Annotated in this window: 25 protein-coding genes; 10 read left to right on the forward strand and 15 right to left on the reverse strand. The window is 29.1% G+C overall.

The window, feature by feature from the left end; translation table 11 throughout:
* Window positions 1–377: 377 nt before the first annotated feature.
* From KI686_RS14340 to KI686_RS14385, 10 genes are all read right to left on the reverse strand, one after another.
* On the reverse strand, window positions 378–1,067 hold the full coding sequence (locus KI686_RS14340; RefSeq protein WP_237590019.1) for a hypothetical protein: 690 nt from the start codon (window positions 1,065–1,067) through the stop codon (window positions 378–380).
* Window positions 1,068–1,093: 26 nt separating this feature from the next.
* Complete coding sequence (locus tag KI686_RS14345) at window positions 1,094–1,837, reverse strand: SDR family NAD(P)-dependent oxidoreductase (RefSeq protein WP_237590020.1); 744 nt, start codon at window positions 1,835–1,837, stop codon at window positions 1,094–1,096.
* Window positions 1,838–1,847: 10 nt separating this feature from the next.
* Complete coding sequence (locus KI686_RS14350) at window positions 1,848–2,429, reverse strand: DUF4334 domain-containing protein (RefSeq protein WP_237590021.1); 582 nt, start codon at window positions 2,427–2,429, stop codon at window positions 1,848–1,850.
* A gap of 196 nt (window positions 2,430–2,625) precedes the next feature.
* Window positions 2,626–3,684, reverse strand: coding sequence for a lipocalin-like domain-containing protein (locus KI686_RS14355; RefSeq protein ID WP_237590022.1), 1,059 nt, complete (start codon window positions 3,682–3,684; stop codon window positions 2,626–2,628).
* A 102-nt stretch (window positions 3,685–3,786) separates the two neighbouring features.
* The gene (locus tag KI686_RS14360; RefSeq protein ID WP_237590023.1) at window positions 3,787–4,365 is read right to left on the reverse strand and encodes a Crp/Fnr family transcriptional regulator; all 579 of its coding nucleotides are present in this window, start codon (window positions 4,363–4,365) and stop codon (window positions 3,787–3,789) included.
* A 178-nt stretch (window positions 4,366–4,543) separates the two neighbouring features.
* Entirely contained in the window at window positions 4,544–5,095 is a 552-nt protein-coding gene (locus tag KI686_RS14365; RefSeq protein WP_237590024.1) for a hypothetical protein, read from the reverse strand.
* Window positions 5,096–5,317: 222 nt separating this feature from the next.
* Window positions 5,318–6,193 (reverse strand): DUF6602 domain-containing protein, encoded by an 876-nt coding sequence (locus KI686_RS14370; protein ID WP_237590025.1) that lies wholly within the window; start codon window positions 6,191–6,193, stop codon window positions 5,318–5,320.
* Window positions 6,180–6,653, reverse strand: a complete 474-nt coding sequence (locus tag KI686_RS14375; protein WP_237590026.1) for a Mov34/MPN/PAD-1 family protein — start codon at window positions 6,651–6,653, stop codon at window positions 6,180–6,182. Before KI686_RS14375 ends, KI686_RS14370 begins: the two co-directional genes overlap by 14 nt.
* On the reverse strand, window positions 6,650–8,338 hold the full coding sequence (locus KI686_RS14380) for a ThiF family adenylyltransferase (protein ID WP_237590027.1): 1,689 nt from the start codon (window positions 8,336–8,338) through the stop codon (window positions 6,650–6,652). Before KI686_RS14380 ends, KI686_RS14375 begins: the two co-directional genes overlap by 4 nt.
* Complete coding sequence (locus tag KI686_RS14385; RefSeq protein ID WP_237590028.1) at window positions 8,338–9,303, reverse strand: nucleotidyltransferase family protein; 966 nt, start codon at window positions 9,301–9,303, stop codon at window positions 8,338–8,340. Before KI686_RS14385 ends, KI686_RS14380 begins: the two co-directional genes overlap by 1 nt.
* 438 nt (window positions 9,304–9,741) lie before the next feature.
* Here KI686_RS14385 and KI686_RS14390 point away from each other — a divergent pair, with 438 nt between their 5' ends.
* Window positions 9,742–10,038 carry a helix-turn-helix domain-containing protein gene (locus KI686_RS14390; protein ID WP_237590029.1) on the forward strand — a complete coding sequence of 99 codons (297 nt, stop codon included), beginning with the start codon at window positions 9,742–9,744 and terminating at the stop codon, window positions 10,036–10,038.
* Between the two features lie 83 nt (window positions 10,039–10,121).
* On the opposite strand, the gene KI686_RS14395 is transcribed toward KI686_RS14390, so the two are convergent.
* Window positions 10,122–10,763 (reverse strand): DUF6266 family protein, encoded by a 642-nt coding sequence (locus KI686_RS14395; protein WP_237590030.1) that lies wholly within the window; start codon window positions 10,761–10,763, stop codon window positions 10,122–10,124.
* A 689-nt stretch (window positions 10,764–11,452) separates the two neighbouring features.
* Between KI686_RS14395 and KI686_RS14400 the strand changes: the two genes are divergently transcribed.
* From KI686_RS14400 to KI686_RS14420, 5 genes are all read left to right on the forward strand, one after another.
* Window positions 11,453–12,487, forward strand: a complete 1,035-nt coding sequence (locus KI686_RS14400) for a sensor histidine kinase (protein WP_237590031.1) — start codon at window positions 11,453–11,455, stop codon at window positions 12,485–12,487.
* A 3-nt stretch (window positions 12,488–12,490) separates the two neighbouring features.
* The gene (locus KI686_RS14405) at window positions 12,491–13,219 is read left to right on the forward strand and encodes a LytR/AlgR family response regulator transcription factor (RefSeq protein WP_237590032.1); all 729 of its coding nucleotides are present in this window, start codon (window positions 12,491–12,493) and stop codon (window positions 13,217–13,219) included.
* A gap of 370 nt (window positions 13,220–13,589) precedes the next feature.
* Window positions 13,590–13,925, forward strand: a complete 336-nt coding sequence (locus tag KI686_RS14410; protein WP_438617010.1) for a GIY-YIG nuclease family protein — start codon at window positions 13,590–13,592, stop codon at window positions 13,923–13,925.
* A gap of 326 nt (window positions 13,926–14,251) precedes the next feature.
* A complete protein-coding gene (locus KI686_RS14415; protein ID WP_237590033.1) occupies window positions 14,252–14,551 on the forward strand; it encodes a hypothetical protein in 300 nt (99 codons plus the stop codon).
* A 220-nt stretch (window positions 14,552–14,771) separates the two neighbouring features.
* Window positions 14,772–15,377 carry a DUF6515 family protein gene (locus tag KI686_RS14420; RefSeq protein ID WP_237590034.1) on the forward strand — a complete coding sequence of 202 codons (606 nt, stop codon included), beginning with the start codon at window positions 14,772–14,774 and terminating at the stop codon, window positions 15,375–15,377.
* Between the two features lie 61 nt (window positions 15,378–15,438).
* Here KI686_RS14420 and hxpB read toward each other — a convergent pair whose 3' ends face one another.
* Together hxpB and KI686_RS14430 are read right to left on the reverse strand one after the other, a co-directional pair.
* A complete protein-coding gene (gene hxpB, locus KI686_RS14425) occupies window positions 15,439–16,080 on the reverse strand; it encodes a hexitol phosphatase HxpB (protein ID WP_237590035.1) in 642 nt (213 codons plus the stop codon).
* Window positions 16,080–16,817 carry an NUDIX hydrolase gene (locus KI686_RS14430; protein WP_237590036.1) on the reverse strand — a complete coding sequence of 246 codons (738 nt, stop codon included), beginning with the start codon at window positions 16,815–16,817 and terminating at the stop codon, window positions 16,080–16,082. The genes hxpB and KI686_RS14430 overlap by 1 nt, the downstream gene beginning before the upstream one ends.
* 321 nt (window positions 16,818–17,138) lie before the next feature.
* On the opposite strand from KI686_RS14430, the gene KI686_RS14435 reads away from it, so the two are divergent.
* The 4 genes from KI686_RS14435 (at window position 17,139) to KI686_RS14450 (ending at window position 22,155) form a co-directional block, all read left to right on the forward strand.
* A complete protein-coding gene (locus tag KI686_RS14435) occupies window positions 17,139–17,948 on the forward strand; it encodes a hypothetical protein (protein ID WP_237590037.1) in 810 nt (269 codons plus the stop codon).
* An 87-nt stretch (window positions 17,949–18,035) separates the two neighbouring features.
* Window positions 18,036–19,751, forward strand: coding sequence for a purine-cytosine permease family protein (locus KI686_RS14440; RefSeq protein ID WP_237590038.1), 1,716 nt, complete (start codon window positions 18,036–18,038; stop codon window positions 19,749–19,751).
* A 7-nt stretch (window positions 19,752–19,758) separates the two neighbouring features.
* Complete coding sequence (locus KI686_RS14445) at window positions 19,759–21,258, forward strand: mannitol dehydrogenase family protein (protein WP_237590039.1); 1,500 nt, start codon at window positions 19,759–19,761, stop codon at window positions 21,256–21,258.
* A gap of 3 nt (window positions 21,259–21,261) precedes the next feature.
* Window positions 21,262–22,155, forward strand: coding sequence for a carbohydrate kinase family protein (locus KI686_RS14450; protein WP_237590040.1), 894 nt, complete (start codon window positions 21,262–21,264; stop codon window positions 22,153–22,155).
* Window positions 22,156–22,421: 266 nt separating this feature from the next.
* On the opposite strand, the gene KI686_RS14455 is transcribed toward KI686_RS14450, so the two are convergent.
* Together KI686_RS14455 and KI686_RS14460 are read right to left on the reverse strand one after the other, a co-directional pair.
* Window positions 22,422–23,042, reverse strand: coding sequence for a DEAD/DEAH box helicase (locus tag KI686_RS14455; RefSeq protein ID WP_237590041.1), 621 nt, complete (start codon window positions 23,040–23,042; stop codon window positions 22,422–22,424).
* Window positions 23,043–23,109: 67 nt separating this feature from the next.
* Window positions 23,110–23,571 (reverse strand): hypothetical protein, encoded by a 462-nt coding sequence (locus KI686_RS14460; RefSeq protein ID WP_237590042.1) that lies wholly within the window; start codon window positions 23,569–23,571, stop codon window positions 23,110–23,112.
* Window positions 23,572–23,588 lie beyond the last annotated feature (17 nt).

Raw genomic sequence — 23,588 nt, forward strand, 5'->3', positions numbered from 1 at the left:
GTCTTTTTTTCTTTTAAAAGGGTCTGAATAATGACTCTTTCTTTAAGGGTTAATCGTCTATGTTTTTTTACTTCCATTTTACAAATCTATAATTTTAGATTTGTTGCGTTAAGTTATTGAATAGACCTTTTCTTTCCGAATTGTTGATTTTCGAAGACGAAATGTTTTTTAAATTAACCCTAACGTTTCGTATAAGAAACGTAGGGCAATTGATAAGCACTATCGTGTCAGTTTATTACTTAGCTAAATATAAATATTTTGCTTTTATCTTTTCTACTATAAATGCCAAATTTTATATTTAGCGGACTTTATAGGTATAAAAAGGCGTTTGGATTAACACCAAACGCACTATGTTTTTTATACATTGTTGGCTGTAGTTATTTCCCTACTGGGTCACCAAAACACATTAATTCCCATACGGCTTTATTACTGCTATATTTTTCTATTAATTCATCTGATTTATAAACTTTTATTTCAACTTTTCCTGTAAACCTGAAATATGCAGGGTCATTGTCTGCAACTGTTTTGCCATCTTTAGAGATATTAAAAACAATAATATTGTCATTGTTAAATTCTTTCTCAGATATCATTTCAGAAGCAATTATAGTATAAGGACCTACTTCAGCTCTTGCCCAATACCAATGATTAAATATTTCCAACATAGAAATATAACCCCAGTTGTGGTCATGGTATACAGAACCAGCAGTTTTTGTTTCTGAACCTTTATAATTGTACTCTAGTTCAATTTCACCTTGCGGTACAGGTACCACCCAGTTGAATTCTTTACTTTCATCTTCACCAAATACCATATGTCCTGTTTTTGGTCTCCAACTTTGCGTGGTTCTTTTTATTTCCACAGTTAAGTTTATTTCTTTATCTTCAATATGTATTTTATATTCTTTTAGGTTTCCAACTACATAACTTTTACCCATTTTAACATTACAAGAATCTTTTGAAGCCATAAATTCTTCTGCCTTGTAATGTAGTTCTTTTTTTGTGTTGCGAGCATCAGCTCTATCAATCTCAACTGACACATAGGGTTCTAAAGTTTTATTTACTTTGGTCATAAATTTGGTGTAAAAAACAATAGTACTTACATAAATCTACTTAAAAATGAGGTTACTTTTGCTGAACCAGGGTAACACACTTTCTTACCTCTTCTAATACTTTTTTCAACTGCTTTTACAACATCTTCAGGAGAAGAGGTCATATATTTCTTAAAAAAGGAGGTGTTAAAAATATCAGGCTGATCTGTATCTTCAGCTTGTTTTAAAAGCGGAGTGTCTACAGCTGGTGGACAAACAAGTAATATCCTTACTTTAGATTTTTTGTTTTCTTCAATTAATACTTTGGTGTAAAAATTATTAGCAGATTTTGTAGCTCCATAGGCTCCAAATTTGGAAGTAACAATCATTCCCGCAGTAGACCCATAAATAATTACATCACCACTATTTCTTTTTAACATATCAGGTATTACAGTCTGGCAAATGTTTACCATACCATGGTAATTAATAAGCATTAATTTATTGATATGTTCTGCTGTTAAGTCTTTTAACAATCCGGCAGGCATAATTGCGGCACAATTAAACAAGCGATCTATAGGTCCTAAATCGGCAATCACTTTACTAATTGTTTCTCTTACTAATTCTATATTAGTTACATCACAATAATACGGGTGTATATTTTCTGACCTAGATGAAGTTTCTTCTAATCCTTTTTTATTAATATCTAAAATGGCAACTTTTGCCCCATGTTCTGTAGCTAATTTTGTAGCATGTAATTGTCCTATACCACTAGCTCCTCCTGAGATAAGTACTACTTTTTCTTTAAATTCCATAGGTAATAGTTTAAAAATTTATGTTGAAGTTTGTTTCATCGTCTCGCTTAAGTACAAATGCATAAGGGAAATTTTTAGAATCTCCTTTTTTATCCATCAAACCTAAAACCGTATTTTCATCAATTTTTACAAAATGATCATTTATTGGTTTTGCATCATAGGCCATAGTAGCCGTTGCTCTTCCTCTATATTCAATCATTCTAAGTCTTGCACTAGTCTTTTTAGTTTGGACAAAAGGTTTTGATAATGTCATTAAAACTCCCAATACTTTATTTTTTGGAACTTTAAGATCCATTGGAAGATATTTAGGATTTACTGAATATAATTGTGTTTTGTTTTTAGCAAAGAAAACTAACGGATGTACCTCTTCAGGTGAAATGAATATTTTACCATACCAACCAGAAGGTACTAGCATACCATCTAAAGCATGACCTGTTTTTATTTCTTCTCCTTTCCATCGACCTGTCATAAAATCTAAACTTACAGGCTCTAATTGGTCATAAACTCTAAGGACATCTGCAACATCACCTTTTTTATTAGTAAGCAACTCGTTTAAAAGCTCTTTGTTTACTTTTTTGTTATCTAAATTCATAATACACTATTTTAATTGTTAATATCTTAATGAGTAAGTATATATAATTCAAACATATAGTTCTTTTAGGTTTTTGTAGCGCACCATATGGTGCAAAAATCAATCTATATTTAATAACGCTTTATTAAAACACAAATAGCGGTTAGAAAAAATATCTAAACCGCTATATGCGTATTCTATTTATAATTGATTTTTGTTACTTTTTTTCACCAAAAAAATCCATGACTTCTAAGGTTGAAGGAGCTGTAGCTTTAATAACTTCACCATTAATATTAAGATCTAAAATGGTTTTTGAAACAAAGCGTGTATACCAAGTTCTCCAGTTTTTATTTTCACCAAAAGGGAATGACGCTACCGCTTTTTGACCTTGGAATCGGATGTAGTTAGAACCTTCCTCACCTTCTACAATATAAATACAGTCACTACTTGTTTTTTTGCCAGTATCAGGTTGTGGTATTTTTATACCTTCTAAACAAATAACATCATCCTCAATGGCATTGATTAAAATATTATCTCCTTTTGCCAAATAAGCAAATTTAGTTTCTTTACCACCACATTGCTCATTAAAACGTACAGATGAAGTAACAACCGTAATGCCATCAACTTCAGCACGGCTCCATAACCAATCGCCCAGGATATCGCTCATAGGGCAATTACCCCAGTTGTGGTCGTGATAGCCACTTCCTTGCACCGTTTCTTGTTGACCATTAATTGTCATAGTACCTGTAATGCTAGCGCTTGGGGCAGTACATAGCCAAGCAAAGTATTTACCATCGGCATCCCAATGTGCACTACCAGGCTTAAAGGTAGGTACTTGTTTCTCAAACTCTAAATGAAGACCATAATTACCTTCAATTTGGCTAGCATCAATGAATACCTCAAATTTATTTAAACCATCTAAAGAGTGGATGTAGTGTCCGTTAAAATTTACATCACAATACTCTTTTTTAGCTGTGATGTTGTCAAAATTAACTGGAAGTATAAGATCTAGAACTACCCCTTCTTCATTTGCTAAGTTAAATGTTATAAAGCATTCAGGTTCTCCCTTGGCATTAAATTCAAAATGAAAGGCTGCCACAAAGAAATAGCCGTTTGCTAAATGACCATCGGTGTACCACCACTCATACTCTCCTGCTTGAAAGTTATCTGGGTTTAAGCGTTGCCCATCTTCCCAATCGTATGTCTTGTTTTTCGTAAGACCATATTTACCATAATCTTCATCTGCTTTTTTTAATTCTCCTTTTATATTATTCATAATATACTATTTAAATTATTTATATTTTTTTGATTAAATAACTCTAATACAAAAGTATATTAGGATTAAACTTAGGAAGCGCACCATATGGTGCAAAAATAATTATTGTTTTGAGAAAACACGTCTGAACGTGTTTCTATGGATCCCTAAATAAGAGGCAATATTTACGTATGGAAATAGTTCAAAAACTTTAGGCTTTTGGTTTTGCAGTAATTTTATTTTTTCTTCGGCAGATTTAAGTTGTAGCATTTGGTTTTTATGAACAGCATTTATAAATTCTTGTTGTGTTAGTAAAAATTCAAATTGAAGAAAACGAGGATATTCTTTGTATAATTTTTTAACCTCCTCTAAGTTAAAATAAGATACCATGGCATCTTCTTGAAATTTGATGTTCAAAATAGAATTCTCTTGTTGAAAATAACTTTCATAATTAAAAAGAATCTCTTGACCATTAGGATAAAGAAAATCTTGAATTACTTCTTCTCCTTGGTCATTTATAATATATGAATAAGCAGTTCCTGTTACTAATAATCCCATTTTTTCGCAAGTAGTATGCTCTTCTAAGAATAATTCATTACGTTTAAAATGTTGAACTGTTATGTATTCTCCTAATACTGAAAGTTCTTCTTCAGTAAGATTAAAATGGCTGTATTGCTGTTGTATATATTTTAAAATATCCATTAACTATTCTGCTATTTTTAAATTACTGCAAACGTGTTTTTATATGGTTTGTTACGTGAATTAAGCACTAAATTTAGTAAATAAAAACCAGATAGAAAATCCGGGAGGGTTTTCGTAAGTAGGCTAAGAACAAGCAATAAACTATATCGGTGTTGTGCCACGTTTTTTATTTACTGACTCAAGAAAAATCAGATTTGTTATTCGGATTGATAAGAAATTCGAAATGTAATTCGTCTTGATTGTCTCCTCGTGTATTATCTTTAATATCTAATATTCTAATAACTGCAAAATTCTCATATGTGTTTTTAAGTATTGCTATTCCGTGTTTTTGGACAGTCCGACATCGTGAAGAGAAATCAAATTCAGTAGCATCTTTTATCTCATTCATTTGATTTTTCGTATCTGCAATTGCTATTCCCGAAATGATCGCTGGGTCATTGTATAAATAAATTGATTGATTACTTGCTTTTGACCATTTTGTCTCAAAAGTCAATTCGTTTTTTCCGATTTCATAAATTCCGTTATTATTGCTGTAATTAAATTTCACTGTTCCTTTTAATCGATTTTTTTTATACTTCGAGTTAAAAGTCAAAGAGCTAAAAAAACCTCCTAGACTTAAAATAAATCCAATTGCTGGCTCAAATGAAGGTTCAAATAAAAGCCAAATTAAAAATCCGATTATTCCGATTATAGAAGTTATTATAGCTATTTTTTTTTGATTTTTTGTCATTAAGTTTTCTTGGATTATCGGTTTTTTCTTAAATGTGGTACAACGGTTAGTATATGAAACGTAGCGTATAGATATGCACTAATTTTCAGGTTATAACTTAGCCAAATTTGTAAATTTGGTGGTGCTTGCAAATAGGGTAGAACCTTCATTTTGGCACTAACTAGCTATGTTTTATATACATTGTTCTCTGCTGGCATTTCTTTGAGCAGACTTTTTGAGATATTAAATATCTTCATCAATTTGTTCATTTATACTTTCTAAATATTTATTTAAGTTTATTGCAGGAACTGTTCCGATTGATTGTTGTAAATGTCTTGTTAATTGCATGAAAAATGTTACAAAAGAATTTTCTGAAGAACTAAAACGTGAGTCTAAATATTGTCTGTTTTCATAATATTCAAGATAAGGTTGCATCCCTGCTTCTGTTATCTCTCCAGTAACATCTTGTTCCCTTCCAAACTTTTTAATGATTCTCTTTGGACTGCTATAGTCAATATAAAAACTACCATAATCAGCAATACAACCAATATCAATACTTTTCAAGTTTGTCTGTTCTTTGAAATGCTTAATCAAAGTATTATTATTACTTTTTTCTCCTGATTTTGTTGAAGTTAATATTCCTCCAAGTATTTTAGTGAGTGGTCTTGCTGAATTTTTAATCCCTCCATTGATAAAACTTGCTGCCTCTCTTTTAAGAACTCTTACGCTTTCTATTTTTTCTCCTGCGTACGCAATATTGTGTTTTCCATCAGAAAAATCTGAAATATCAGGTTTCACTTCAAAAACAGCATAAACGCCCTCTGCTGGGATATAATGAAATCCATTTTGTGTAAAGATGAAAGGGGTAAACCAATTATCATAAATTACTATATCTATTTGATGGCTAATATTCCCTTCAAAATCTATAACAATTGCTTTATCTACACTATACCTGCTTGGTAAATATTTTCTTAACCATTCAATCCAAGCATTTTCTAAAGCATCACCTTTTGAACCTGAGTGTGTAATATTATCTCTATTAGTACTAAGTTGTGCGGACATTTGGTGTTGCATACTTGCAAACAAACTCTTTAATTCTATCTTTTTACTTTCTGCCATATTCAAATAGTGTATTGTTGTCGTATAAATAAAATGTGTAATTTTTTAACTTCTGATTATTGATGCTTACAATTAATAAAATTGGATTTTTAATTCTTATAGTTTCACTTTCTGCTATACTTTGCATAGCATTTAAATCTGTTAAACTATACATAGAAGAAGCATCAGGATGCGAATGCCATTCTCCTACATAGTAGCGTTTTTCGTTGAGATTAAATAACTCTAACAACTTTTCTTTAATTCCCTCTGCACTTCGTTCAAATAATACTCTATGACTTTTATACTCATTTGGAGATAAAACATCTGTTAAAACTAATGTTTTTAAATCGTCAGAATAGTACCCAATTAAGAAACCTCCAAATTCATTAGGATAGTGTTTAAATGCTAGACTCTCAATTTTTAAGATTAAATCTTCTTCATATTCTAAAGATACATTTTTATGTGAGTTAATTATTTTCAATATTGAGTGAATTTGATATTAGTATTATTTTCAGAATTTATAGAAAGTGTAAAATTGTCTTTAGGTTTATTTTCTTCATACTTTCTATTTATCTCTTTTAAAGCATATTGTGTTAGTAAACTTATGTCATTGTACGAAGCTTTAAATGTGGGACTCCAACATCCAGTAGGATTGTATAAATCGTCAACATCGTTATCTAAAATGTTAATAAATTGATTTTGAACATAGTTGTAGATGTTGGGGTAAAACGCACAAACTAAATCTTTTGCATGATTAGTAATTGAGAGATTAACTAAGTCTGTACTAAGCTTCAATTGGTCTAATACAAACATTAAATCACTATCTGTTGAACAATTAAAGACAATATCGAATTGATTTAAAGATTTTTCATATTCTTTTTTAGCTTCTTTATCTTTATGGAATGCTTTTATAAATGATTCAAAGTATTCATTGTTATTATGAAAATTCACATTAACAAAAGGAGAATTTTCTTGTAGCATTTTAATTAATTCAAATGTCTTATCATAGAGTCCATTGCTGAAATTATATTCAGAACGACACACGTTTTCAGGTTCTTTTACATCATAATCTACAATACTTATATTTTTAGCTCCACATTTTACCAATGTTTTTGCCACCATACTACCAATTGCTCCTACACCAATGATTAAAATTCTAGCATTAGTAATTTTATCACAAAAAGTACCTCTCCCAAATAAATATTTATAAGATGAGTTTCTTGTTATAGCCCAATTAATTTTCCGGTTAATTAGTTTACTTTCCCATTGCCCTTTTAATTTAACACCTTTTGAATCTATAACTGGAATACCTATTGTAGGTATTTCATTTATTTTTACAAGAGTAGAAATCCAATGAATTTCATTCTCCACAGTTTTATATCCAAAAAATATTGGAAGAAAAGTATTTTTATTTTTTTTATTTCTTTTTTGAAAATCATTCAAGAATTGCAAAAAATCAGTTGGAATATAGTTCTCTAATTCTAACCAATTAGAGAATGCAAAACGATTATGAAAAGCAGGAACATCCTCAAGAAAAAGAAATAATCCTATATTCTTAACCTCAAAATTCATATAATACTCACTCCACTTAGAATTTATCTTTATAGTTTTTTTTAATGGTTGAAAGGATTTTATTAGAAAGTTAGATATTGGTTTCTTCTTATAAACACCAATGCTTAAAGGAGTTAAATCTACTTGTCCAAATTCGCCTTTTGAAAAAGAATAATCTACATCAGTAAATTGATAGGAATAATAAATATCGTCAAATGGCTGTTCATTTATAATGATATGTTCATAATGAGAATCTATATTTTTATTAATGTAATATTTCTCTATCCAAGCTTTTAATGATTCAAAATCTGCAAGTAGCTTTTGCTTTAGTTTTGGACTATGGAGCGTGTGAATACATATTGAGCCATCTCCCATAACATGATTATACGGGATTAAATCTTTATTAATAAACTTTATGGCTTCAGAATCGTGTGATTTTAATGGGTATTGAGGGAAAATTTGAACATCAAAATTCAAGCTTTCGTTAAGCCCTTCTAGATTAACAGATGTTTTTCCTTCTAAAAATATTCCAACTTGTTTAAACTCTTCTAAAACATCAATAAAAGGAATTGTTGAAACAATATTATTAATTTCTTCTATGTTATGAAAACCCATTACCCAAACTGTTGGCTTTTGTTTGGAATAGAAGGGGCAACAATACTTGCATCTTTTAAGCCATATTGACCTTTATTTTCATCTTCTTCTTCTTTAAACTCCTCATTAATTGGAAAATATGTTTTGATATTATCACTATTATTTTCAATGTTAGAAATCATATTTGACATTTTGTTCGATAAGTTTGCTTTCTCCCAATCTTCTAATGTATCTGCAACATCATTATTAGTATTTCCAGGGTCTTTTAGAGTGAAGTTGTCTTTTGTAATGTTCTCCTTTATATATTCCATTACTGATTTTAATTTATCCCACAAATTGCCTGAAATACTTTCTTTATCAAATGCTTTAATTGTAATAAGTTCTAAAAAAAATGATTTATAGGATTCGTTATTAGTTGTTTTCCAAATTTTTAATAAACGAATAATGCTTCTTTCATTATTCTTTCCTTTAATATGGTCTATTTGAGCTTGAATATTGGTTTGGATATATGTTTTTTCGTCTAATAATCCGTATTGAGAATTGACGAATAAGTTAAGGTTACGGTCTTCAGTATATTGGTCTTGATTTAATTCTCTACCTACGACAACATCAATATTTATTTCGTCCCCATTATCATCTGCATCAAAAATAATTCCTATTGAAACTTTTTGTTTTCTTACTTCTGCTACATCCTTGTATTTTTCATACAAAAAATCGAAAACATCATTAAACATTTCTTCTAATGTATCAAAAGAATTTCTTTTAAAAGGAACGACAATATCCAAGTCAAATTTAATATTGATGGCTGTATGCTTTGCGTACGAACCAGAGTTTATAGGATTATAAATTTTGTCTTTATAATTCTCCTCTAAGGCTTCCTTAACTTCTTGTCTTTTTTCTTTGTATTTATCGAGTAATTTCTCGATATGTGCCATTCTGTGTGTTTCTAATACTTGTTGGAGATGTTGTGTTTTGTCTGTAGCCATGAGAATATTTTTTTGATTTACCTCAAAATAAACAATAACAATACCAGTTAATTAATTCAGACAGAATGACTTATTTGTAAATATTTACTGTCAAAAATGGCAGAGGTGGGTTTTGGTTTTGCTTGCAGAGAACGGTTTATATAAAAAGTAAAGGAACTATTAAATCAGTGAAAATAACGGACAATAGTACTTTTATACATTATATATTAGCAATTTTTATAAGTTTCTAAAGTAAATAATTTTTATAAAACTGTAAAGGTTTTTATTAAAAAAATCAACTTATAGGTATATAATATTTTTATAAAGACAAACCCAATTATTATACTTATAGAGTCTATTATATTGTTTAAAAAGTGGTTTAAATATTTGCATATCAGGTGTTTGTTTTCTGTTTTTTTGAGATAAAGAAAAACAATTACAAGAAAAAGAACTATATTAGTGCGTAATCAGCGCTGTTTTAGAGCTATATATTTAAATAATAAAAACATGAAAAAAGAAAAACTAGAAAGTAAAATCAACCATTTAGAATTTGACACTCATTTATTTGAAAACGAAGTGTGGTTAACTACAGAAGAAGCTATGGAGCATTTAAACGTAAGCCGTAGTACCATTTATAGATTAAGAAAAACACACAGCATTCCTAACTTTAAACTGGGGCATAGTCCTATGTTTCCAAAACATTTAATTAATAAAATATTATTACACAGAGCCATGCTAAATGTAAAAATAAATTAAAACTAGTTTTTTAAACAACCATAAAAGGGTGTTAGTTTACAAAACCAACACCCCAAAATAAGCTTTACATTAAACAATCTTTTTTAAAGTACCGCAACAGTACCCATATAGGTACTAATAGCTGCAAAATTAGTATCGGGCTTGCTAAAAGAAGCCCAAACCTCTACACTAAAACTAGCCATAAAATTAGGCAAATTAATGGTAGCAGTAGTAGCATCTCTGTTGGCTACGGCAGCATTGCTATAAAACAAATTTAAATCGGGTGCATATACCACTACCATTAACGTATCTGTAGCAGTAGCTTTACCTTGTCCGCTATTATCTTGCCAACCAAAAACAAGTGTTTGCCCTGCACCAGCAGCTAAAGTCCCCCCATCTATACCCCTTAAATCGCCTTTGCTAATTAACACCTTAGCATAATCCATTACCATACCTTGTGTTGTACTTACCACTGCATTTTTAAGATGATAAGAAGTAGCCAAATTAGCACGAGATTTATCTCCTTGAGGGTTTCCGAAATAGAGACTTAATATCTCTGTAATCGGACTTAAAAACCCCATAACCGTTTTAAATTTTTCGCGTTGCTCTTCTTGTTTAGGCGTAGGTGTATAATTACCACGTTGTGGTAAACTACGCATTACATTTTTGCCTCGCCATCTTGTACCTACTACATTACCTACTTTACCAGAAAATCCACCTAGAATTCCTTTTTCAAATGTTGCCATAATTATTCTTTTTTTAAATTAATATAACACGAATCTAAAGCCTAATCAGTTAGCAAACAAACAGATGACGCATACTGACATCTATTGATGTAAACTGATGGTTTGTAAATGACTCTGCTATAAAAAGATACTTTTAGACATTTGTAGCTCTTTAATACCCCACAATAACACCTGTTGATGTATAATGAAACAAAAGCGCTAAATTTAAGGGGTTTTGTTCGGGTTTTGTTCGGGAAACCTTCGAGTAAGCTTTGTGTGTATTTTTTAAAAATGGATCATTTAGGGAGAAAATCCGAAGCAATCCCAAACAAGATCTATAGAAATAAAAAGCATAATATTACTAGCTCTAATATTTTTTTAAAAAAAACAAAGTGAAGTATTTTGTTATTGATTATTTTTTAAAAATTACTATCGATAAAATGAAGGAATTTGTATACTTAATCCTGTAAATTATCTATTAAATAGCATCTACAACATAAATAGTTTTATTTTTGAAATGAGTTTATAAAATATCTATAGCTAAAAACTAATTTTTGCTTTCTAATAAAAAGAATCGTTTTTAATTTATTTTATTAAAAAAAGCAATCAAACAGAAAACTATAAAGTTATTTTACATACACAAAAGGCATCAATAAAATAATAAGCAAAAGCGTGTTATCAATTTAAAACACACTATAAAATAAAACAGCATGCATAAGAATAAAAAGATTACAATACTCTCTCATATCTTAGTATGGTTAGTGTTATTTAGTATGCCATATTTACTTTCGTATGGGCAAGAACAAGAAATTGATAGGGTAATAGCACATTTTTGGATTCCCTTATTTTTTTCTTCAATTATCTTTTATTTTAACTATTTCTTTTTAATAGATCGGTTTTTGTTTCCTAAAAAAGCCATTGTATTTGTACTAACAAATTTGTTAATCATTGTTTTATTTATTTATTTAAAAGAAACCATTGAAGACGTTTTTTTTCAAGAATTAATAAAAAGACGAAATAACAATACCAACGAGGGGCCACCTTTTAAAATGTTTATATACGTACAAATAGTTTCTTATATGGCGCCTTTGTTATTTGCTATTGCTGTAAAAAGCACCAAACGATGGGTAAAAACAGAAGCAGAACGTAAAGAAGCAGAAAACTACAAACTACAATCAGAATTACAACATTTACACTATCAATTGCAGCCACATTTCTTTTTTAACTCATTAAATAATATTTATGCAATGGTAGATATATCGCCAGATCAGGCTAAAAAATCGATACATAGTTTAAGTAAATTAATGCGATATATGTTGTATGAAACCAATGTAGAAAAAGTGACTTTAACTAAAGAAATAGATTTTATGAAAAAGTATATCGATTTAATGAAGTTAAGAGTTTCTGATAAAACAACGGTAAATTATCAATTTCCCGAAAAAGAAACAGGCATTAAAATAGCTCCTTTGTTATTTATATCTTTAATAGAAAATGCATTTAAACATGGTGTTTCTGCAAGCGAACAAAATTCTATAGATATTGTTATGGATTGTAAAGAAAAAACAGTAATTTTTACCATAGAGAATAATAATTTTCCAAAGAAAACAAATGATAAAAGTGGCTCTGGTATTGGCATACCAAATATTATAAAACGTTTAAAATTATTGTATCCAAATAAAAATAACTTTACCACAGAAATTAGAGAAAATCGTTATTTGGCAAAATTAGAAATAGAAACCCATTAAAAAATGAGTAATATAAAAATAACATGTGTTGTAGTAGATGATGAGCCTATGGCGCTAAACTTAGTAGAAAGCTATGTAGAAAAAACACCTTTTTTAGTTTTAAAAAAGAAGTGCAGTAGTGCTATAGAGGCTTTAGAGTTTATAAAAGAAGAATCTGTAGATTTGTTATTTTTAGACATACAAATGCCCGATTTAACAGGGATAGAATTTTCTAAAATGTTACCTAAAGAAACACGCGTTATTTTTACCACAGCTTTTGATCATTATGCATTAGAAGGGTTTAAAGTAGAAGCTTTAGATTATCTTTTAAAACCTTTTGATTATGCCGAGTTTTTAGTTGCTGCAAACAAAGCAAATACTTGGTTTGAGTTGATAAAAGGAAAAAAAGAAAATACAGTTTCTAGCGAAAAAGAGTTTCTTTTTGTAAAATCTGAATACAAACAGTTACGTATAAAACTAGCAGATGTTTTGTATTTTGAAGGGTTAAAGGATTACATTAAAATCTGGTTAAAAGACAACCCTAAACCAATTTTAACTTTAATGAGTTTAAAGTCTTTAGAGGGCGAATTACCCGCTACACAGTTTATGCGTGTTCATCGTTCTTTTATAGTGTCTTTAAAAAATGTGGATGTTATAGAACGTAGTCAGATTATTATTAACAAACAACGTATTACCGTTTCTGAACAGTACAAACCTAAGTTTTTAGAGTTTATCAATAACAATTCTTTGTAAGTGCTTTTTATGGTGTTTTAATGTAAAATTACCAAGCGTTTTAAACTTAACGTATGTTACTCACTCCGAAGTAAGGAGGAGTCTCAGAGTAAGGGTGTTGTTCTTCTGTTTTGTGTGGGATTCCTCCTTCGTCGGAATGACACGTTTAATGTATAAGCTAATTGTTAAAATGAATAAACGCGTATTATAATCCTAACGTTTGTCACTCCGAAGCAATGAGGAGTCTTAGAGTAAGAGTCTTATTGTTCTGTCTTGTATGAGATTCCTCTTTCATCGGAATGACACGCTAAGTATGAAAGTATACTTTGATAAAAAATATTTAAATCTGATTTTCATATATTTAGCATAAAGTCTAATAAAAAAAATAAAATTGCTAGAAAATATGTTAGAGTTTCAACAAGGATATCATACATACTATGTTTATATCATTACCAATAAAAACCGTACAACTTTATATATTGGAGTAACCAATAATTTAGGAAGGAGATTAATAGAACATAAAACAAATATAGAAAAGGGAGTTAAAACTTTTGCATCTAAGTATAAAGTTAAACATTTAGTTTATTATCAAAAATTTGAATGGATACAATTAGCTATTGCTAGAGAAAAAGAATTAAAAGGTTGGAGAAGAGAGAAAAAAATGAATTTAATTAGTTCTTTTAATAGTCGTTTCGAATTTTTAGAAGACCAGTTTATTAGTAATTAACATTATTAATACCTAAACGCCTGTCACTCCGAAGTAATGAGGAGTCTATGAGTAAGAGTCTTATTGTTCTGTCTTATGTGAGATTCCTCCTTCGTCGGAATGACACTTTTATGTATAAGCTAATTCTTAAAATATATAAACCCATATTATAAACCTAAAGCCTGTCATTACAACAAAGTAAAAAAGGCATTTAAACTAAGGTGGATTTTCCTTCATTCTATAAAATAGTACAATTAAGCGGTAAAAACGGGCAATTTATCTATTATCTTATATTTTAAAACAGTATAAAACTATCTTTGTAGTGTTAAAAAATAACAATAGTATTTATGAAAAAAATCATATTATCATTGACTTTAGTTGCTACAATGTTTAGCTGTAATAGTATTAAAAATGTAAACACATCTAATATCTCTTCAGCAGCAACTTTATTAAGTTCATTAAGTTCAAATTCTACAGTAGCTCAAATATCTCAGCTTTTTAACTTGTTAGATACTAACAAAGATTCGGCAATTAGTACAACCGAAGCAATAGGATCTGTAGCAGAGAATTTTAATGTTTTAGATAAAGATAGTAACTCAAGTTTAAATTTAACAGAGTTAACAGGTCTATTAGGACTATTGAAATAAATTTTTTGGTTTGGTTTTTAAAAAGGTATGTTCTTATGGAGCATGCCTTTTTTTATGTCTTTTAGGTAGCATTAAAATAAAGCCAATCCGTATATAAATTCTTCCAATTGATAGATAATTTAGCCTAGTTTGTCTATTTAGACAGTAAGTTGATTAAACCACATTCATAATTTTTGGTCTTATTAGTATAGAAAGTAAATTAATTTAAAATATTAAGATTATGAAAAAATTTATAAAAACAATTGTATTGCCTTCATTATTTATAGTGGCAATTTCTACAGAAATATCAGCACAAAAAAGAACAACTACAACATCTAATAATAGAAGAAGTACGGTAACTAAAAAGGTAACAACTACAAGAAGTATTTCTACAAAAAAAATACCAAGTAGTAAAGTAACTTATAAAAAGCAAACAAAGAAAGTAGTTGCTGTTAGAAATGTACCAAACAAAATAGTAGTTAAACACAACGGACAAAACTATTATTATGCTAATAATAGGTATTATACACAATCTAGAGGTAGATATATACCAATTGCACCAAAAGTAGGTTTTAGAATAAGAACTTTACCTGTAAATTACAGAAGAATTCAGTTCAATAACCATATTTATTTTACTATTAATGGTGTTTTTTACAACCAAGTAGATAATGAGTATGAAGTAGTTGATCCAGAAATAGGAACCATAGTTTATGAATTGCCAGAAGATTATGAAAAAGTAGTTATAGATGGTTTAACATATTATGAATATGCAAATATCTTGTATGAGAAAATTCAAATTGATGGAACTAGAGCTTACGAAGTAGTGGGGATTATTGATGTAAAATAATAGTTTTTTTTGATAGTTATTAAAAGAGTATGATGCAAATCATGCTCTTTTTTTATGAATCCTATTTTAAAACAGTAATTATATCTAACATAGAATTAAAGATACTATCCGCAATACTAAACCTTGGGTCAGTTTTATCTTCAGGAATTACAAATGTTTTCATAGAAGCAGCTTTAGCAGAAATTAAACCAGTAACACTATCTTCTAAAACCAAACAATTGTTAGGTAAAACATTTAATTTTTTGGCAGCCTTTAAATACACAGCAGGATGTGGTTTGCCATAAACTTCTTCATCTGCACTACAAACAACATTAAAATAATGTGCAATATCTAATCTATTAAAAACTGCATTTATAATTGGTAGGCTAGAAGAAGTTGCTAAAGCAATCTTGTAGTTATTTTCTTTTAAAAAATCTAATAATTGATATAAGCCCTTTTTAGGTTTTCCTTTTTCGCTAATTAATTTAGCAACAGTAGTAATAATTTCTTTCTCTAGTAATTTAGGGGCAATATTTAAAGCGTGTAATTGGCACCAGGTTAAAGCAACATCATCAATTCTTTTACCCATTGTATATTTAATACAATCTGCAATGCTAATAGTTTTATTATATTTTGATAAAATATCTATTTGAGCTCGTCTCCAAAAAGGTTCAGAGTCTATAATAACTCCGTCCATATCAAAAATAAAAGTGTTTACAATCATTAAATGCTAATTAAATAGTTTTTTTGAAACATTTTCTTATAAATATCTTTACTAAACATGTAAAGTTGTGCGGGTCTTTTAGAAACACCTACTTGCTTTTCATCTAAAAAAACAATGTATTTTTTATTGATTAATTTACGTCTAAAATTACGATTATCTATAGAGATACCTAATATAGACTCGTATACATCTTGCACATCATTAATTGTAAATTTATCGGGTAGCAATTCAAAAATTATAGGATCTTGTAAACATTTTACTTTTAAATCTTCATAAGCTTCTAAAATAATTTTTTGATGATCAAACCCCAATTCGGGTAAATTATTTACAGGAAACCATTTGGCTTTGTATTTGTTTTTATCAACATCTACATCTTCTGTTTTTAACAAAAAGTAATAAGCAACAGTAATTGTTCTTAAGTTAAAGTCTTCATTTTTTACCCAAATCAAGTCTTTTTCATTCATCAAACGATTTGGATCACCAAAAGCTTTAAACTGTTTTTTATATATTTTAGTCAAACCCGTTAATTCTTCTAAAACCCTAGATGCAGATTCATCTAAAGTTTCATTTTCATAAACATGATATCCGGTAAGTACGTAATCATTTACTAATACTTCGTTGTTTAATTTAGATTCTAAATAACGATTTATCAATAATACGTTTAATGATTTTGTATCTGCATCATAACCAAAAACAACACAGTCTACAGATATATTATCAATTAATTTGTTCTCCATAAATATAGTTTATCAAACAAAGTTAAATAAATATATTTAAGAAGGTATATAAAAATAGATTAAACGTTTTTTTTACGTTATTAAAAAGAAAGTTTAATTCTGTTATAAGTTTTACAAATGGTAATATAGAATACTAAAATGGTAAAATATTGTATAAATTTTACGAATTTTAACATTACGTAAGTATTTTTTTTATACTTTTGAAAAATAAACGTTAAAATGACGTTTTATAATAAGGTTGATATAAAATCAATATTATAATTAAAATAGAAATAACTTATTTAAACAAAAATGGCAATGTTTACCTGCTTTCTAAAAAGGATGATAAAACACCAATTAGTGTTACCTGCAGTATTAATTTTAATTACTAACAATTTATTAGCTCAAGATAATAATACTCAAAATAATTACAATCCTTTTAGCGTAAGTGCTCATGTAAAAAACATGCATACTTGGCATGGTTTTGTTGTACATCCTGGTGCTTTATTTGCTTCTAGCATAGAGTACAATTCTAAAAATAAGAAGTTTACTTTCGGTTTTTGGGGTGGAGCAAGTTTTTCTCCTATTGATGTAAAAAATTTAGAAACATCCAAAAATGTAAGTGCATATTATAAAGAAGTATCTATTTATACAAAATATCGTTTTTCAAAATTCTTTTTTATAGAAGCTGTTTCGCATAACAATTACACAGGTGTTGAAGAAAGAGGAGATCAATTACAATTTTGGAGTTATGATAAAACGCAAGGGTATAATTTTGTAGATGTTAATTTTGGATATAACATAACACCAAATACATTATTGTATTTAGCGACTATTATAAACGGAGGTTCTGGAGATTATGAAGTGCAAAAAGATGGTAGTTTAAAAGATTCTTGGACACATTATTTTGAAATAAACAGTAAAGTATGGCAAAATAAAGATGCAAGTTTATCCCTTTTTGCAGGTGGTGCTTGGTCTTTTATTACTGATAAAACCTTCTATACGGCAAATGCAGGTAATATTATAAATGTAGGTGCTACTTATAACAAACAGATTTCTTTATTAGATTATAAACTACCTGTAGACGTAACTTTAATGTGGAATCCAGAACAAGAAAGAACAGTAATTCAAATAGATATAACATTATTTTAAACCGATAAAAAACAACAAAAAATTACAGTTTGCTATTTTGTATACTGTAAAAAATAGATAGAAAGGAACTAATTTAAAACAGATCATATGGAAACATCCAATCAATACCAGCAGTTCGAAAAATTAGAAGTAGAACAATTACCAATTGCTAAGAATAGATTACATAATTGGTCGCATTTTGCGGGCTTATATGCAGCAGAACATGTAGCCGCCACAGAATTTGTAATTGGTGCAACCTTTGTTGCTTTAGGTGCAACTACAAAAGACATTATTTTAGGTTTATTGATTGGTAATATTTTAGCCGTTTTAAGTTGGACGTTTATTACATCTCCCATAGCTGTAGATACTCGATTAAGCTTGTATACATATCTTAATAAGATAGCCGGAGATTCTATGACAAAACTATACAATTGGGCCAACGTAATTATTTTTACAGTAATTTCTGCAGCAATGATAACGGTGTCTTCTACAGCGGTTCGTTTTGCATTTAATATTCCTGCTCAATTAGATTGGTATCCAACAAATCTCTGGTTTGTTTTAATCGTTTTGTGTGTTGGTATTGTTGTAGTTGCTATTGCTATTTATGGTTTTACCGCAGTTTCTAAATTTTCTGCAATTTGCGCGCCTTGGTTATTTGTAATGTTTATAAGTGGTGCTTTTATACTTTTACCTGCTCTTTCTTTAGATGTTTTAGGACAAACTTTGCCAAGTGGATGGAATGAATTAATTGATTTAGGAGATCAGTCTATTTGGACCGGTGTTAATAGTGATGGAGAACCAGGTATTGGCTTGTTAGAAGTTATTGGTTTTGCTTGGGCTGCAAATTCTATTACTCATTTTGGACTTATAGATATGGCTTTATTTAGGTTTGCAAAAAAGAAGTCTTACGGTTTAACAACCAGTACTGGTATGATGTTTGGTCATTTTCTGGCATGGATTTCTGCGGGTATAATGGGTGCAGGTGCAGCTGTCATTATTGGTAAGTCTATTACTGAATTAGACCCAGGAGATGTTGCTTTTTATGCTTTAGGATGGTCTGGTTTTGTTATTGTAATTGTAGCAGGTTGGACAACTGCAGTGGCTAATCTTTATAGAGCAGGTTTAGCAGCACAAGCTATATTTACTAAAAATTCTAGAAAAAAGACAACAATAATAGTAGGTATTGTAACAATGATTGTAGCTTGTTTCCCTTTTGTGTTTTCTCAAATGCTACCATTATTAACGTATGCAGGTTTATTAGTTGTACCTGTAGGAAGTATTGTTTTTGCAGAACATCAAATTTTTCCTAAAATAGGTTATACACGTTATTTTGCACGTTACCGTAAATTAACATTTAGTACACCTGCAATTGCTTCTTGGGCTTTAGGATTGTTGTTTGGTTTTGGTTTAAATGTTTTAAATGTAATGTCTTTTTATTATCTATTTATACCAACATGGATTTTTACAATACTTGTTTATACCTTTTTAGCAGGAAAATACGGAGCTAAAAACAAGTATCCGAAAGAAGAAGAAGAAGAAAGGTTAAGAAATATAAATATCGAAAAATTTCAAGAACAAAAGGCAGAAAAAGAAGTTGTTTTAATAAAAGATACATCACTTTTTACCAGAGTTTTAAAAGTTATTTCTATAATAGTATTAGCTATAACACTTATTTTGGCGTGCCTTGTTTTATTTGGTAGCGATACGCAAGAAATATATGTACAAAATCGTGAAATCTTTTACACCTATGCATTTGTTTGTACTACAATCTATTTTATAACATCAATTTGGGCACTTAAAAGGGGTAATTCTTTAAATAAATAAAAAAATCATGGAAAATATAATTAAATTAAATCAAAATAATTTGGCATTAATTGCTAATAAAGTTTCATGTCCTACTTACAATAGAGATAATATTAAAACGGGTATTGTACATGTTGGTATTGGTGGATTTCATAGAGCACACGAGGCTTTTTATACAGACCAATTATTACATGATGAAAATGTGACAGATTGGGGTATTTGTGGCGTAGCTTTATTAGATTTTGATACTAAAATATATAATGTTCTTAAAAATCAAGATGGTTTGTATACCTTGGTAATTAAAGAATTAGATGGCACTTTAACCAAAAGAGTAATTGGCTCTATTGTAGATTATTTATACGCACCAGAAAATCCTTTAAAAGTGATTGAAAAAATGGCGAGTGTAGATACTAAAATTATAAGTTTAACTATAACAGAGGGCGGTTATAATTACAATGAAGCAACAGGAGAGTTTGATTTTACAAACCCTTTAATACATCACGATTTAAAAAATCCAAAGGAACCTAAAACAATCTTTGGCTACTTAACAGCAGCATTAAAACTAAGAAAAGAAAGAGGTTTATTAGGTTTTACTTTACAATCTTGCGATAATATACAAGGTAACGGACATATGGCAAAAAAGATGCTGTTAAGTTACGTAGCTAAAGCAGCGCCAGAATTAATTACTTGGATAGAGCAAAACGTTTCTTTTCCGAATGCGATGGTAGATAGAATTACACCGGCAACAGCCGCCTCTGATATTACAAACTTAATAGAAACTTCTGGTATTGATGATGCATGGCCAGTAGTTTGTGAACCTTTTAAACAATGGGTAATAGAAGACGATTTTATTACAGGAAGACCTGCTTGGGAAAAAGTAGGCGCTCAGTTTGTAGAAGATGTTGTTCCGTTTGAAAAAATGAAATTAAGTTTATTAAATGCAGGGCATTCTGTATTAGGTATTTTAGGAGATTTAATTGGTTATGCAACTATTGATGAATCTGTAAATAATACTGAAATTAGAAGATTTTTAAAAAATTACATGAACCATGAAGTTACCCCTACATTAGTTGGTTTAGAAGGTGTTGATTTAGATGCTTATAAAGAATCTTTACTACAAAGATTTGGTAATATTTATATTAAAGATCAAATAGATAGAATTTGTTCAGAAAGTTCTGCAAAATTCCCAATATTTATTCTACCAACAGTAAACAAACAATTAGAAAATAAAGGATCTGTAGATTTTGCAGCATTTGTAGTAGCAGCTTGGGCAATTTATAGTTTAGGTAAAAACGAAAATGGACAACCTTTATTAATTAAAGATGCTATGAAAACTATTTTAAATGAAAAAGCATTAGAAGCAGTAAAAACTCCTGAAGCATTTTTAGAAATAGCTTCTGTTTTTGGTAAACTAAAGGATTCTAAAACTTTTGTGGCATCTTACATTAAAAGCTACCATGATATTACAGAATTTGGAATTGAAAAATGTGTTGAGAAAATGAATAGTTCTGTTCTTAAAGTGATATAGTTTATGAAAAATATAGTTTGTTATGGTGAAGTTTTATGGGATGTTTTTCCGAATCATAAAAAAATTGGTGGTGCACCTTTAAATGTTGCTTTAAGATTACAGTCTTTAGAAAATAAAGTATCAATTATTACAAAAATAGGTGAAGATACAGCGGGTTCTGAAATTAAAGATTTTATAGAAGAAAGAGGCGTATTGATAGAAAATGTTCAGGTTGATAATCAATTTAAAACAGGAGAAGTAGCAGTTACTTTAGATGAAAACGGTTCTGCTTCTTATACTATTAATTTTCCGAGAGCTTGGGATTATATTAAGTTAACCGAAAGCGCTAAAGAAATTACAAAAAAAGCAGATGCTTTTATTTATGGGAGTTTAATTGCCAGAAACGATGTTTCTAACAATACTTTAAATGCGCTTTTAAAAGTTGCAAAATATAAAGTTTTTGATGTAAATCTTAGAGCACCACATTATACAATAGATATTTTAAAGCATCTGATGTTAGAAGCTGATTTTATTAAGTTTAATGATGAAGAAATCTTTGAAATAGCTAAAGCATTAAATGCGGATACAACTACTTTAGAAGAAACAATTTTATTTATAGCATCAAAAACAAATACAAATTCTATTTGTGTAACCAGAGGAGGAGAGGGTGCTATTTTATATTATCAAAATACATTTTATAATAATGATGGTTATAAAGTAGATGTTGTAGATACTGTGGGTGCTGGCGATTCTTTTTTAGCGTCCTTAATAGATAAATTATTAAAAGAATTTTCTCCACAAGAATCTATAAACTTTGCGTGTGCAATGGGAGCTTTAGTGGCTAGTTGCGAAGGAGCGAATCCTATAATTAATCAAGAAAAAATAGAAAACTTTATAGATTTAGAGTATAAAAAATAATTTCCCCTTTCTTTATTTCGGTATAAATACAAAGATTAGTTTTGTATTTATACCGTTTTTCTTATTCTAAAAAGAATGACGTTGCTCATCAACAGAAGAGGCTTTAAGTAATTGCTGGTAAATTTTTAAGACTATTAAAGTCTTCAGTAATTTTATTGCTAACAGCAACTCCAGAAACATCTGTTTTAAAAATACCTTTTATATCATCGGTTTTAATAGCTCCAAAACCAATAATTGGAGTTTTACGTCTCTAAATATAAAAAACTTTATACAGAAACTATTTTAGCATATTCCATAAAATAAGATTCTAAACGCTTTAAAGTTGGATTCATTTTTTCTGAATAGATAACAAATTGACATTTTTGAATGCTTTGTGTTATTGCCATTAAAGCAGTAAAATCAGATGTATTTGTTAAAAAACTAGCATCATCTATATTAAATATTTTTACTTGAGTAGTATTCAATCCTTCTAATAAAAGTAATTTATTTACTATTTTAGGTGTGGCAATAAGAACATCTATCCCTTCAAATATTTCAGATTTTAATAAATCTATATGTTCTTTTTCATTACCTAAATACACACGTAAAGAACTTCTTCTGGTGTACTTTAAAAAAGTTTCATAAAGCTCAATTGCACGCTCATTATTTTCTACCAAAACAATAGATCTTGGTGCTGTACCAACTTCTTCGCACTTTAATTTATTTAAAGTAGTTAGTATTAAAGAGGTTGTTTTACCACTATTTTCTGCAGCAGTACAAAAGACATTTGCACCACTTTTTATGATAGGAATACTTTTAATTTGAAATGGAGTAGGAGTTGTTATGTCTAGAGACTCTAACATCTCTTTTAAATGAGGATGTAATTTTTTAAAAGGTGCAGGCATCATAGTTTTCAATATAAAGTTAGCAAATATACAATTATATTGATGTAATTAGTTTTAAGAGTAGTTGTACTTAATATTTTATTTCTAAGTTAAGTTGTCTGCCTTCATCAAAAGCTTTTTTATCCATATTTGTCCCAACAGCAAGGCCAATAACCATACCAATGGGTAATCCTATTCCCATAAAAGCCATGTTGTTCATAAGGCTGCCAAAAATAACACCCATTGGTAATCCAAATGCAGCCATTCCTATTGCCATCCATGTTTTTCTATAATGATTTTTTGCAACAAGTTTATGCTCTTTTTCAATAAGATTAATAATGTTAGATTGAGATTTAATTATTTGATTTTTCAACTCTTTTTCTAAATTAGATACAGCATTTACTTTGTCAACTTCTGTGTTGATGGTATTGATAACATCAGTATTTAGTTCTCTTTTTTCTAACAGAGTTAAAAGGTCTTTTAATTGAAGGTGTTTATTAACTAATTTATTATTTTCTAACTCTTTTATTTTTTTTAGTTCTTTAATTTTCATCATTTACATTTTATAAA

It is taken from the genome of Polaribacter sargassicola, assembly GCF_021991835.1.
GTDB lineage: Bacteria > Bacteroidota > Bacteroidia > Flavobacteriales > Flavobacteriaceae > Polaribacter > Polaribacter sargassicola.